Consider the following 13,158-nt stretch of genomic DNA (forward strand, 5'->3'; position numbering starts at 1 on the left):
GCTCTCGGTATGTCCCCTTGTTGGGCGATTACCCCTGCCATATTGTTGAGGGTAGCGGCTTTCCCTTTGACATCGCCAATCTGCTCAAATATTTCTAAGTTTTGCTCCCAGAGTGCGATCGCTCTCGGTATGTCCCCTTGGTCGGCGATTACCTGTGCCATGTTGTTGAGGGTAGCGGCTTTACCTTTGACATCGCCAATCTGCTCAAATATTTCCAAGTCTTGCTCCCAGAGTGCGATCGCTCTCGGTATGTCCCCTTGTTGGGCGATTACCCCTGCCATATTGTTGAGGGTAGCGGCTTTCCCTTTGACATCGCCAATCTGCTCAGATATTTCCAAATCTTGCTCCCAGAGTGCGATCGCTCTTGTTATGTCCCCTTGTTGGGCGATTACCCCTGCCATATTGTTGAGGGTAGCGGCTTTCCCTTTGACATCGCCAATCTGCTCAGATATTTCCAAGTCTTGCTCCCAGAGTGCGATCGCTCTCGGTATGTCCCCTTGTTGGGCGAATACCTGTGCCATGTTGTTGAGGGTAGCGGCTTTACCTTTGACATCGCCAATCTGCTCCTTTATTTCCAAGGATTGCTCCCAGAGTGCGATCGCTCTCGGTATGTCCCCTTGTTGGGCGAATACCTGTGCCATGTTGTTGAGGGTAGCGGCTTTCCCTTTGACATCGCCAATCTGCTCAAATATTTCCAAGTCTTGCTCCCAGAGTGCGATCGCTCTGGGTATGTCCCCTTGTTGGGCGATTACCCCTGCCATATTGTTGAGGGTAGCGGCTTTCCCTTTGACATCGCCAATCTGCTCAAATATTTCCAAGGATTGCTCCCAGAGTGCGATCGCTCTCGGTATGTCCCCTTGTTGGGCGAATACCTGTGCCATGTTGCCCAGGGTAGTGGCTTTCCCTTTGACATCGCCTATCTGCTCAGATATTTCCAAATCTTGCTCCCAGAGTGCGATCGCTCTTGTTATGTCCCCTTGTTGGGCGATTACGTTTGCCATGTTGCTGAGGGTAATGGCTTTACCTTGGACATCGCCTATCTGCTCCTTTATTTCCAAAGATTGCTCCCAGAGTGCGATCGCTCTCGGTATGTCCCCTTGGTCGGCGAATACCTGTGCCATGTTGCCCAGGGTAGCGGCTTTTCTTGTTAATTCCTCTTCAGGGCAAAGGTCTAAAGCTTGCTGATAATGGGTAACAGCCTCTTGCACAAAACCCAAAACCTTTTCGGCACGGGCAATGGTTCCCAAGATGCGGTAGTCTTGAAAAACTGCCAGAATTTGCTCACATAAATCAAAAGCTTCCACAAACCGGGAATTGTTCACCCAATTGTTTGCAATCCTATCTCCAATGCTGACAGCAATTTCCTGCTCTTTCCCCAGTAATCCCAACCGTACAATTTCCAGTCCTTCTGCTTCCGTGGGGTTGTCATTCTCCTCCCACCAAGCTTGATAGATTTTCCTCACCGCTTGCTGTCGCGCTGCTTGCCATTCTTTCTCACTCAACACTGTTTCTAGCAACGATTCTAAAATTGTCGTCACCCGATAATTAGCTGACTGGTTGGCGTGAGTCGTAGCAGACTCAACTAGACTCAGGCTGACAAGCTTGCCCACAACCGCCAGGAAATCAATTTCCTGGCTCATAGCCGAAGTCCGCTCAAGCGGATTAGAAATTCCCTCCCCTAAATCCTCAGTCCTCTTCAGAGGACTTTCGCTATTAGTCGGGGACTTCGAGTCCCCGGCGGGAGAAATTGCCCTGACAATCTCCTCTGTCACCGGCAAGTGAAACACACTCAACCGTGCGAGAAACTTTTGTTCTTCCGGTTCCAAAGCAGCCAGCAGAGTTTGTGCCAAGATATCTTCGCGGAATTTCTGCTCAGTCGCCTCCAGCCGATTCAATAATTCATCCGCCGCTATTCCTGGTTGCTGAATCACCTCTAACAACCACTTCAGCAAGCGGGGATTACCATCGGCAATGTGAATAATCCTCTGAGTTCTTAGCTGCTGCTTAACTTTTGTATCTAAAGAAAAGCAGATTTTATCAATATCACTGCTGCTCATCCCTGCCAAAGATTCCAAGTGCAGGCGATGATTTTCTGGTAAGGTGTCTGCTTTCAAATAGCGACAGGTGACAATCAGCCGACTTTCTACCCCGGTTTCTGCCAATGCTGCACAAATCGCCCCTAAAATCTTGTAGGCTTCCACCGTCATCCGCAATGAGCCATCTTTAATGTTAGGTTTGGGGATGTTTTGCTCAAAATCATCCAGTACTAACAGCAAGGGTTGGTCAATTTTTTCTATTGCTTCAAAAAAGTTTTGCAACCGCCCTTCTAGAGACACCTTTGGTTCATTCAAAAGTGCGGGCACATCTGCAAATCGCTGATATTTATGAGAAAGCTTATTCAGCAAACCTATCTCATCCAGAGGGCCAATCAACACGACTCGCGCAAAATTAGGACGCTGCGCCTGCACCCGCGTACATAACCGCGCCGCCAGGGTACTCTTGCCTAGTCCGCCCATCCCCGCAATAAACACGCCGACTACTTGGTTGTTAGTTTCCCGCAAAGCCTTGAGACACCGTTGCAAAGGTCGTCTGCGTCCGACAAACTCAAACCGACTGGCAACTTTAATTTGATTATTCTCATCGAGAAATTCTTGCTCTGGCGCTGCGAACTTCAGCTTTTCCCGATTTTTTGTGTTCAGTGGTGTCACCAGTTGGTTAATGGGGCGCGTATCTCGATACATCCGTAACAGATGCCAGTCGGTGCATATTTCCTCAATCATCTTCTGCTGTGCCGCTTTGACAGCCTGTTCAACAGTTGCCCCCGTCGCCAAAGCTAGATAAAGTGCCTGTGCTGCTACAATACTCGTGCGGTCATACACCGGACGCGCCCAGCCTAAAACTATACCCGCCCCGGCTTTCACCAATGCCTGCGCCATTGAGGGTACTGTCCCCTTGTTAGAAACCTGTCCCGTATGACAACCAGAGAGAAAAGTTACACGCGGCCAGCGGCCGCGAAAGGCTTCAGCTAAATTCTTGACGGTAGTCAGTTGGATATTCCCCACTTCATCTTCAGTGATGAAGCAAGGTGTATTGTCTCGTAATGCTGTGCCTTTTGGCAGCAAATAGCCGTAATCTTTGTGGGTGTAAATTATCCCGTGTCCGGTGAGGTGAAAGACATCAAAATAGTCTTCTGGGTAGGATTGCACCAAATTGCTTAACTCTGCAACCGAGCCACTTTCTTCAACAATCAACGCCAAGGGCTGATTTTCAGTTGCTTGCAAAATGTTCGCTTCTTCCCGCTCAAAATCCAGAATTGGTTTTATCCCTTCAGGAGAAGTCGCCATGAACAGCAACCGCAAGGGGCGATTTTGCACGCCAATTAATGGGGTTTGACGCTGCTGCACAGAACGCACTGGTAAGACGGAAATATTTTGACGTTGCAGTAAGAATCCTGCACCATCATGCAGCAATTCCCAGGGTAAATGTGCCAATCCCAGCGCTACTTTTTCTGTTTCTGGGTTCAACCCCTGCGCTTCGCTGATTTTAATCAAATCTAGAAGAATCGTTTGCTCATCCGCCTCATCCAGCGCGTTTCTCAACCATCCTTCTTTACCATCCAGCCATTGATAAAGTTGCCGTCCCAACTGGGTGAGATAGGGTAGGCGATCTTCATCTTGAGCATAATAATTTTGCTCACACAAATCAATGAGTGCTGCCAACTCAGTTTTTTCTAGGCGACGTGAGCCATAATCACAGCGCAGTTCAAAAGTTTGCTGTTGACTGAGGGCGAAGGTGAAGTTTAGGGGCATGGCTGACAGCAGTAGTTTGCACAGTAACCTTCACCGTATTATCACCCAATTCCTGAAATTATCGCCGATATTCGTCGCCGCAATCGCCGATAAGCTGGTACAAATCGCGTGATTGGCGAGATACTGCACTGATGCGATCGCGATCGTCTGCATCTAAACTAAAACTAAATACTTTGGCGTTATCTTCTATATGTTCAGATACCCCAAGTCGGGCACCAACTATCACACCTGCCACAGTTGGCTGATCTAAAATGTAACGTGCTGCCACGTTAGAAATGCTTACCCCATGCTTATTAGCAATTTCCTTTAAGATAGCTAGCAACTCTTGAAATAAGCGCCAACCACCCCAAGCATCGATCATATTTTTATATTTTTTCAAACTAGCAGTAGAGAGATCAAATCCTCGCGGTTCCGATTTCCCCAAATAGTTTTCTGATAACAAACCGCCGCATAGTGTCCCGTAAGTAAAAAGCTTGATGTCATGCTGTTGACAAAACTCCACCATATTAACTTCAGGACGGCGGTCAATCAGGGAAAATTGCACTTGGTTAGAAACGATTTTGATCCCTGCTTCGGTAATAATCTTTAAGTTTTCTGTGTCAAAATTAGTTAAACCTAGATGCTTAATTTTACCCTCAGTCTGAAGCTCTGCCATATATTTGAGGGCATCCAGATAATTTTTATCCTGATATTCCCACCAATGAAACTGCATCAAATCTAACGATTGCACATTCATTCTTCTCAGGGAAATATCAATATTGTCCTCGACGAGTTTTTTCGTCATTTTGCCTGGACGAGGTACCCATTTTGTAAAGGCTTGTACCTGAGATAAAGCATCTTTTCCACGAGTATCAATTAGTTGACAGCGAAACTCACCAATAAAATCTTCTGCGGGGCCATAATGATCTGCTAAATCCCAAGTAGTAAAGCCTGCATCTAAATATTGAAACATAGTCTTAATGGCAGCTTGGGGATTAATCTTTCCGTGTGCGCCAGATACTTGCCACATACCATTTAAAATGCGGCAGATGTTTAAATCGGGAGTGAATTGGAGACGGCTAGCTGCGGGTAAATTCATTTTCAAGTTTAGGAGTGAGAAGTTGGGAGTGAGAAGTTAGGAGTTAGGAGTTAGGAGAATTTGTGAGTTTGTAAGCATCTTATTACAACATCCTTAGCTTTTATGCCTTCTTAAGAACCATTTATAACAACGATAATCAATAACTCTTAAATCTTAACTCTTAACTCCTAATTTTGAACTCATAACTCCTAACTTTCTCCTAACTTTCTAACGCCAGCCTTTTTCAGCCTGTTCGAGAACGTAAGCAGCAACATCTTGAATTTGCTGTTCACTGAGACGCTCTTTGTAGGCTGACATATTATTTTTACCATTGGTAACTATAGATGTAACTGCCGCTATTGAATCCATACCATACTTTTTCAGGGCTTGCTTTTTGAGATTTTTACCCCGCCTAACTATGTTGCTACCATTGATATGACAACCAGCACAATGAACACTAAAGATTTGTTCACCGTTAACTGTGTCTGCGGCATTAGCAGGGAAAGTAAAAGTACTGATTAATAACAAAAAGGTTACTAATACTAATTTAAGTAGTTTTTTCAATTAACTTCTCCACATTTGGACATACTAATTGCAGGTATAAATATCATAAGCAATACTAGAGAGATTCAAAATCAGTTGTAAATCCAGCAAAATTTGCACAATCTTCTTGAAAGGACTCTGCATCACTAACATCCTCAATTTTATAAGACATGATACGCGTCCCATCTGGCATTTTTTTGGAACCAATCAATTCACCTTGATATTTCTCTGCGATCGCTTTAAAATCAACACCATAGAGTTTCCAGGCATCACCCGAACAAGTAATATTTACTCGCCACATATTTCACTTCTAATTACTACCACTAAATATTCATCATCTCACAAATAGGCGACATGCTACACATCACCTCTTGGAGACTGGAATTTTCTATCTAAAGGAAGTGCCTAACTCTATCAGACTACGCCATAATGTGGGTGTAGGAACATGTCTATAAACTTTTATCCCAATTAGTTAAATTCTCCGAGTTGAAAATGCCTAACAATATCAAACAACAAATTCAAGCCGACTTGCAACAAGCGAAAGAAACTGGACAATTAAGAACTGAGCGGATTCGAGAGATTGTCAAATCCGCAGTTTCTCAAGTAGCTTCTGAGTTTAAACAAGGTTCTAGTGAAGTTCGTAGCATTGTCAGAGACGCTGTTTCTGCTGTCATTGAAAACTTCCAAGAAAAAGGTAGCGAACTCAAAGATGAAGTGACAGCTTCCATTGAAGGAGCGCTGGAAGGAATTAATAGTCAAAGACACGAAGCTATTGCTAAAACTCAAACAGATATCAAGCGGCTACAGGCTCAACTAGATGGTGAAGAAGAACAACTCCAGCAAGAAGTTGATGTAATTTTGGCAGAGATTGAAGAGACGGGTAAGGAAAAATCTGCTACTACCAAAACTGCCATTGATTCTGCTGTCAATGCCATAAAAGATAGTGAAGAAGTGGCATTGTTAAAGAAACGTTACGCGCAACTGCAATCGCAGCTAGCCATTGTCCGAGCCAACTTAGCTGCACGCTATGGCGGACGTAATCTGGAGGTTCAAGATTATCTAGACGAGGCTAAACACTGGTATGATAAAGCTCGTCCCCAAGCGGAGTCTGTAGTCGTACAGGTAGAACAGAAGCGATCGCAGCTAGAAGATAAACTGGGTGAAGCTGGCACATCTCTAGCCAGAAAAGAGCGCCAAATCAAACAAACGTTGCGAGAGTTACTCTTAACCGCAGCTGACTTATTCAAAGATAAGGAACCTGCTGATAAAGAACGGGAGACTATTCATAAATAGACTGCTTTGATGTTTAATTGAATTAAAAAATAGGGTGGAAAATTTCTCACTCTATTTTGTTGAATAATAAAAAGATTCCCGACTTCTTCAAGAAGTCGGGAATCTGGGTAGAAAAGGGGGAATTATGGTTTAACAATTACCCATTAAGAAAATTCTGATCGCGTATTAGTAACTACGTCCTTCTTGGTTAACTTGTTCGTCATGCTTGGCTATAACCCAAATTGCATGAATACTACCAGGAAGCCAACCTAGAACTGTGAGCAAAATGTTAATAATCAAAGTTGGCCCAACTCCAACTGTCAAGAAAACACCTAAAGGAGGAACTAACAGACCTAGAAGAAAACGAACTAATTTCATGATTTTACAACTTTGTGATTTTGTTTAGTGACATTCATTTGAGGATGCCGAATTGGGAAATCCAGATTCGGAGATTTTATGTAGTTAAAGAAACGTGAGCTAACTAGCGTTTCTACCTCTTCTAACTTATCTAGAAGGTAACTCAGTTTGATTCTTTACACTACCACCGCTAGTTAAAAGATTTCTTTCAACAAAGTAGTTGTTAATGAAGGTGTTAGCAAAGGTTAAAATTACTGGTCCGAGAAGGAAACCAATGATTCCGCGAACGGCGAACCCAGGAACTAATACTGCTGCTAACCAGAAACATAAACCGTTGACGATGAGCGAAAATGCTCCAAATGATAGAAAATTAAGTGGTAGAGAAAGAGCAGATAGGACTGGTTTAACTGAACCGTTAATTAGACCAATTACTAAAGCGGCAATCAATGCTGCGGGAAAATTAGCAATGTCAACGCCTGGAACAACTAAATCAACAATCAACAGGCTCAAGGCTGTAGCTAGGGCGGTTAAAAATGGAGTCAACATCGTTTCTACCTAATAACTAGAGATTTTTTTGCAACTTCTTATATCATCTTTAACTACCTGCTAGGTTTTCACCTCTCTTGCAAGATAGAATTTACTTCTACCATTAGGTCTATCATTGATAAAGCCCTTCTCTGTTTAGTCTAATACAGACCTAACAAGAACAGCCCTGCCCTACAAGGAAAGGCTACGGTGTACACACATCCAGGTTTTGTGTTTACCATCTCAGAGGTTTTGGTTCATGAAACGGTTGCTTGCTTTTATTACAACTGCTTTCCTCTGCTTTGATTTCGCTCATCTTGTCAAGGCATCTGGGTCAATCTCAACACTTTCAGATCATAGTTGTACTTTCAGGATGTTGAAAAAAGGAGAGGGTTGTTTCCTTTACAAGGTTGAAGCTGGCAATTTCTCTATCCCTGTTTACTACTACCTACCTAATCAATTGCAGGCAAATACGAAAGTGGTATTCGCCATGCATGGCGAACAACGGAATGCTGAAGATTATAGAAATGACTGGAGAAATATCTACAATCACAAGGGCAGCAACAATCCAAATTTTATCCTGCTTGCTCCCCAGTTTAAGCAAAAGCGCTATCCATTAGCTACAGGGTATAATCTTGGCAACATGTTTACAGAAGATTTGAAGATTCTAAATCCTCGAAACCAATGGGCGTTTACTGAAATTGAAAATATTTTTGACGTCGTGAAAAGAAGCACCAAAGTCAACGCAAGCAATTACTATCTCTATGGTCACTCTGCTGGCGCACAGTTCGTACATCGAATGGTCATCTTTATGCCCCATGCACATATTAAAAAGGCGATCGCTGCCGAGGCTGGTTCGTATATAATACCTGATCAGCATAGGGATTATCCCTGTGGTTTCCATAAAGAAACCGGAGAGCAACTGCCATCTGTGGACTTGAAAACGACTTTCAGTACACCAATGACAATCATTTTAGGCACTAAAGATAACAAACCTTTATCGGATGACCATGATACCTATAAGTGCGATACACAACAAGGTTCTAATCGTTTAGCTCGTGGCGAATATTTCTACACTCAAGTAAAAAGTATTGCTAATAAGAAGAAAGAAGATTTTCAATGGACTCTTAAAAAAGTTACCGCCGCTCACATTGTTGCAAAAACGAATCCCCCGATTGAAGATCCGATGTTAGTGTCTTGTGCCGCAAAGGAGTTTTTTCCGGAATTAACGGGGGTTAACTGCCAATAGGGGAGTGTTGTAGAATTTATTGACGACAAAGGATTGACAAGACAAAAATTAATCAGATTTTCCCGACTCAGGCTTATAGTAAAGGGCAGATTTATATAAGACTTGTTCTTGATGGGTTTCTAAAGTGCAATCAGACAAAGGGTAAGTTACACAAGTAACAACATAACCAGCCTGTATTTCACTTGGACGCAGAAATTTTTGCTCGCTTTGGTTAACTTCACCACTAATAAGTTTAGCAATACACGCAGAGCATTCACCTTGTTTACACCCAGATGGTAGGCGGATACTAGCATCTTCCGCCATATCGAGAATATACTGATCATCTGGTACTGGAATGGTGCGATCTAATCCAAGTGTAGGATTGATGAATCGAACTTGATAAACTGCCATCTGCTATTTCTAATTATTGTTTAACTGCTTTCATCGATAAACTAATCCGCTTGAGTTTCTCGTTGATTTCTAACACCTGCACTTTAACAACTTGTCCCACTTTGACAATTTTGTTGGGATCGTCTACAAATCTATCAGCAAGTTGGGATATATGCACTAAACCATCTTGATGTACGCCGATATCGACGAAAGCACCGAAGTTGGCGACGTTCGTCACGATTCCCTCTAGTTCCATGCCCACCTTTAAATCCCTGATTTCCTTAATTCCTTCTCTGAAGGTGGCATACTTAAACTCAGCACGAGGATCTCTACCTGGTTTTTCTAGTTCGCTGAGAATGTCGCGCAGTGTGGGTTCGCCAACGGTATCAGTAACGTATTTCTTCAGGTTGGTCTTTTTGAGTTTTTCGGCTATTTGTGTCACCTGATTTAATGGCACATTTAGATCGGATGCGATCGCTTCTACTACAGAATAACTCTCTGGATGCACTGCTGTATTATCTAATGGGTTGTCACCGCCGCGAATCCGCAGAAAACCTGCTGCTTGTTCAAAGGCTTTTGGCCCCAACTTCGGAACTTTCAACAATTGTCGGCGATTTTTAAAGGCTCCATGCTGATTGCGATAGGCAACAATATTATTGGCAACTGTTGCCGTAATCCCAGAGACGGAAGTTAGCAGTTCTTTGGATGCGGTGTTTAAGTCTACGCCGACGTAGTTGACGCAACTTTCTACAGTGTCGTCCAATTTCTTTTTCAACAACTTCTGATCGACATCGTGCTGATATTGTCCCACACCAATAGATTTGGGATCAATTTTCACCAGTTCCGCCAAAGGGTCTTGTAAACGGCGACCGATACTAATAGCACCGCGCACAGTAATATCTAAATCGGGAAACTCTTCTAAGGCTACAGTACTTGCAGAATATATAGATGCGCCAGACTCATTCACCATTACCTTAACTGGTTTGCGTTCGATGGTTTCTAAAACTTGCGTGACAAATTCCTCTGTCTCGCGCGACGCTGTACCGTTACCAATGGCGATTAACTCAATTTTGTACTTTTCAATGAGATTTTTGACAGTTTGTGCAGCTTTAAGTCGCTGTTCAGCCGCTTGGTGGGGAAATACCGCTTGATATTCCAAAAATTTTCCCGTTTGGTCGAGGACTGCAACTTTGCATCCAGTTCTAAATCCAGGGTCTATCGCCAGTGTTGGTTTCATCCCTGCCGGTGCAGACAGCAGCAACTCTCGCAGATTAGTTTCAAATGTCTTGATTGATTCTATGTCTGCGTAAACTTTCTTCTCAGAAATTACCTCTCCCATAAGAGATATTTTCATCAAACGGTTGAATGCATCCTTCAGCATCGCCTGATAAAAATCCCGAATTGTCCGTACTTTGGTTTTAATTTCTTGCGACTCAAGATAGTAAAGTAGCGTATCTTCATCAAAAACAATTTCAAAGCTTAATATTTTTTCAGTTTCACCCCGACACAATGCCAGCATATTGTGGGGGGCAATATTTTTTACCCTAATTTGATAGTTACGGTACATCTCAAATTTGGTTGTACCTTCAGGATAATCATCTTTGATGCGGGAGACAAATACGCCTTCTTCTAAAAGATAATCGCGGATATAGGCGCGTAAATCAGCTTTTTCGGCGACTTCTTCCGCTAAAATGTCAGCAGCACCTTTGAGCGCTTCTTCTGCTGTTTTGACTCCCTTGGTTTCCGAAATATACTTAGCCGCTGCTTCTTCTAAGGAAGCTGTTGCAGCATTTTTGATATTTAAAGATTTGATGAACTCAGCCAGTGGTTCGAGTCCTTTTTCTCTGGCGATAGTGGCGCGGGTGCGGCGCTTTGGTCGATAGGGTAAGTATAAATCCTCAAGTTCGGTTTTTTGTAAACAAGATGAGATTTTGGCGTTGAGTTCATCCGTAAGTTTACCTTGTTGAGCGATCGCACTTAAAATTACCGATTTTCGTTCTTCCAGTTCTGTTAAATAAGTATAGCGATCGGACAGTTCACGTAGTTGCACTTCATTCATCTCATCAGTGCGCTCTTTACGGTAACGTGCAATAAAGGGAATTGTTGCACCCTCCGCCAAAAGTTCCAGCGCGTTTTGCACCTGATGGGATTTGAGGTTTATTTCAGTTGCCAGTAGTTGAGGAATATTCAGCATTAGGTGTCTAAAATGAAAAAATGAAAATGTGACTTACAAAGGTAATATGCTAGATTCTTAATTCTGGCGCAAGACCAAAGTTTTAAGCCCATTTACCTTATGATTGCTCACAAGAGTGTAATTGGCGAAATAGAAAAAACCCACCAACGCAGTTTTAAACCCTTTCAACCCGCGTAGATGAAGGAGAGTTTGTATAGGATAGCGCAAATATACTGAGTTAAATAGCAGTAGAAGCAGTATCACCACAACGGATTTTATACCCAAAAAAAGCTACACATAGCATCTTGTAACCTACTTTGAAAGCAAGCTTGGCGCAGAGCATCAACCACATAAAAGCCAGCTTTTTGATGCTTTATCTGTCACCAGAATTATTCCCATTGGTGTAATACATAACATTACATAATCTTGATTTTCTATAATATTTATTTCGATCGATTGTTGTGGCTAAAACCCGATTGGATGTAGAATTAACCAGAATTCCAAAAACAATTTCGTTTTCTAAGCACAACAACTTTTAGTCCAGAGGTTAGTAAAATGCCTTTGTTTTTCTTGATACCACTGTGTACGGCTTTAGCTACTGGCTACTTGTTTAAAAAGAGTAATGATGAAATTGCATATCTTGCAGGTGTATTTGCAGCTATTAGCTTGATTTTAAGTTTGGTATTAGCACCTTGGCAGATTCAGTTTGGATTGTTGATCGTTGTCTTCATAATTAGCAACAGGCTTTTGCAAAAAAATGAGTCCAAACAATAGAAAAAAAACCTAGGAAAACTGAATAATCTCAATATCCTAACCATGACTAACTTTTATCTTCTCATTTAGCCTATAAAGGCGATGGTTAGGTATTTCTGGACTTGTTTACCAATAAGACCACGCCAACTTTTAAAAGATATACTTACAATAAATTGCAGTATAAAATAAACCTTGATGTTCAAATGATCAATGGGGCTTTAGGCTGACTTGGAATCTGAATTAACTGTCAGCCTAGTTCTGTCTGAGATATCTGAATTTGGAGATTTGTATGGATAAATAGAAACCGATTCAGACTCCCAGTTACCATCTATAATTTTCAGTGCGTATTAACATAACTTTATACTAAGTAATAGCAATACTTGTACTGTTGTTCAAACTTCAATTCAGCTTTTTATCAAATTTGATACTAAGTACGATATTTCATTAATTCATAGCGAATTAACTTTGGCAAAACTCTGCGTACCTATGCGTTTACCTCTGTGTTCCTCTGCGTTTAAAAAAGTTACGAACTTATGCAAAGCTGTACTAAGCCCTTACTTCTGCAAATTTATTACCCAGAAAGTACTTAATAAATGTACAAATCCTCAAAATAAAAATTCACATAAAGGAAAGTTGCGATTTTATGAAGTTTTTGTTTAAGTATATTTTCGGTTAATGAATTTTTGATGAAGTATGGCGATAAATTTGCAACACGCTTTTCTCGTGGTATTCTAGTAGGTGATTACATGTAGCAATAAATTGGGAGAGAAAACCCTAGTTAGAATTACGAAGAACAATCAAGCAAACCTAATACTAAATAGTCTAAAAACATTTCAAACCTAATGCAATCAATGTCATCTCCCAGTTGACCGCCGCATTAGCTCTCAGTGTTCTTAAAAACTATATTTGGACATTCAGTAAAAATTTCTAGGAATCTGTAAAGCGCGTTTATGTAGGGTAGTTAACGTATCGAAGATTTACGCAGCTAAATAGACTTCTGTTACTAATTTTTTTCCGTGTCCAATATAAAATATGTACACACACTGAGTTC

Annotated in this window: 11 protein-coding genes; 3 read left to right on the top strand and 8 right to left on the bottom strand. The window is 42.0% G+C overall.

What is annotated here, in order from left to right; genetic code table 11:
* The 4 genes from V7L07_RS22535 to V7L07_RS22550 all read right to left on the bottom strand — a co-directional run.
* On the bottom strand, positions 1-3,809 hold a 3,809-nt coding region (locus V7L07_RS22535), incomplete at its 3' end, for a tetratricopeptide repeat protein (RefSeq protein WP_335061102.1).
* A gap of 58 nt (positions 3,810-3,867) precedes the next feature.
* Positions 3,868-4,887, bottom strand: coding sequence for an aldo/keto reductase (locus tag V7L07_RS22540; RefSeq protein WP_335061103.1), 1,020 nt, complete (start codon positions 4,885-4,887; stop codon positions 3,868-3,870).
* 207 nt (positions 4,888-5,094) lie between these two features.
* Positions 5,095-5,430: a cytochrome c6 PetJ gene (petJ, locus tag V7L07_RS22545; RefSeq protein ID WP_335061104.1), complete on the bottom strand. Its 336-nt coding sequence runs from the start codon at positions 5,428-5,430 to the stop codon at positions 5,095-5,097.
* Positions 5,431-5,485: 55 nt separating this feature from the next.
* Positions 5,486-5,710: a hypothetical protein gene (locus V7L07_RS22550; protein ID WP_334730892.1), complete on the bottom strand. Its 225-nt coding sequence runs from the start codon at positions 5,708-5,710 to the stop codon at positions 5,486-5,488.
* A gap of 191 nt (positions 5,711-5,901) precedes the next feature.
* Between V7L07_RS22550 and V7L07_RS22555 the strand changes: the two genes are divergently transcribed.
* Positions 5,902-6,702: a histidine kinase gene (locus tag V7L07_RS22555; protein ID WP_335061105.1), complete on the top strand. Its 801-nt coding sequence runs from the start codon at positions 5,902-5,904 to the stop codon at positions 6,700-6,702.
* Positions 6,703-6,867: 165 nt separating this feature from the next.
* On the opposite strand, the gene V7L07_RS22560 is transcribed toward V7L07_RS22555, so the two are convergent.
* Together V7L07_RS22560 and V7L07_RS22565 are read right to left on the bottom strand one after the other, a co-directional pair.
* Positions 6,868-7,059 carry a YqaE/Pmp3 family membrane protein gene (locus V7L07_RS22560; RefSeq protein ID WP_334779603.1) on the bottom strand — a complete coding sequence of 64 codons (192 nt, stop codon included), beginning with the start codon at positions 7,057-7,059 and terminating at the stop codon, positions 6,868-6,870.
* Positions 7,060-7,185: 126 nt separating this feature from the next.
* Positions 7,186-7,584 (bottom strand): phage holin family protein, encoded by a 399-nt coding sequence (locus tag V7L07_RS22565; protein WP_334779604.1) that lies wholly within the window; start codon positions 7,582-7,584, stop codon positions 7,186-7,188.
* Positions 7,585-7,822: 238 nt separating this feature from the next.
* Here V7L07_RS22565 and V7L07_RS22570 point away from each other — a divergent pair, with 238 nt between their 5' ends.
* Complete coding sequence (locus V7L07_RS22570; protein ID WP_335061106.1) at positions 7,823-8,812, top strand: hypothetical protein; 990 nt, start codon at positions 7,823-7,825, stop codon at positions 8,810-8,812.
* 48 nt (positions 8,813-8,860) lie between these two features.
* Here V7L07_RS22570 and V7L07_RS22575 read toward each other — a convergent pair whose 3' ends face one another.
* Together V7L07_RS22575 and V7L07_RS22580 are read right to left on the bottom strand one after the other, a co-directional pair.
* A complete protein-coding gene (locus V7L07_RS22575; protein WP_335061107.1) occupies positions 8,861-9,202 on the bottom strand; it encodes a 2Fe-2S iron-sulfur cluster-binding protein in 342 nt (113 codons plus the stop codon).
* Between the two features lie 13 nt (positions 9,203-9,215).
* Positions 9,216-11,375: a Tex family protein gene (locus tag V7L07_RS22580; protein ID WP_335061108.1), complete on the bottom strand. Its 2,160-nt coding sequence runs from the start codon at positions 11,373-11,375 to the stop codon at positions 9,216-9,218.
* Positions 11,376-11,909: 534 nt separating this feature from the next.
* Between V7L07_RS22580 and V7L07_RS22585 the strand changes: the two genes are divergently transcribed.
* Positions 11,910-12,128: a hypothetical protein gene (locus tag V7L07_RS22585; protein WP_179067865.1), complete on the top strand. Its 219-nt coding sequence runs from the start codon at positions 11,910-11,912 to the stop codon at positions 12,126-12,128.
* The last annotated feature ends 1,030 nt before the right edge of the window (positions 12,129-13,158 follow it).

Origin of the sequence: Nostoc sp. (assembly GCF_036916985.1) — a bacterium.
Taxonomy (GTDB): Bacteria; Cyanobacteriota; Cyanobacteriia; order Cyanobacteriales; family Nostocaceae; genus Nostoc.

Coding starts and splice junctions, on each gene's coding strand:
- V7L07_RS22585 (WP_179067865.1), top strand. CDS start 11,910: ATGCCTTTGTTTTTCTTGATACCACTGTGTACGGCTTTAGCTACTGGC.
- V7L07_RS22575 (WP_335061107.1), bottom strand. CDS start 9,202: ATGGCAGTTTATCAAGTTCGATTCATCAATCCTACACTTGGATTAGAT.
- V7L07_RS22555 (WP_335061105.1), top strand. CDS start 5,902: ATGCCTAACAATATCAAACAACAAATTCAAGCCGACTTGCAACAAGCG.
- V7L07_RS22560 (WP_334779603.1), bottom strand. CDS start 7,059: ATGAAATTAGTTCGTTTTCTTCTAGGTCTGTTAGTTCCTCCTTTAGGT.
- V7L07_RS22550 (WP_334730892.1), bottom strand. CDS start 5,710: ATGTGGCGAGTAAATATTACTTGTTCGGGTGATGCCTGGAAACTCTAT.
- V7L07_RS22565 (WP_334779604.1), bottom strand. CDS start 7,584: ATGTTGACTCCATTTTTAACCGCCCTAGCTACAGCCTTGAGCCTGTTG.
- V7L07_RS22580 (WP_335061108.1), bottom strand. CDS start 11,375: ATGCTGAATATTCCTCAACTACTGGCAACTGAAATAAACCTCAAATCC.
- V7L07_RS22540 (WP_335061103.1), bottom strand. CDS start 4,887: ATGAATTTACCCGCAGCTAGCCGTCTCCAATTCACTCCCGATTTAAAC.
- V7L07_RS22570 (WP_335061106.1), top strand. CDS start 7,823: ATGAAACGGTTGCTTGCTTTTATTACAACTGCTTTCCTCTGCTTTGAT.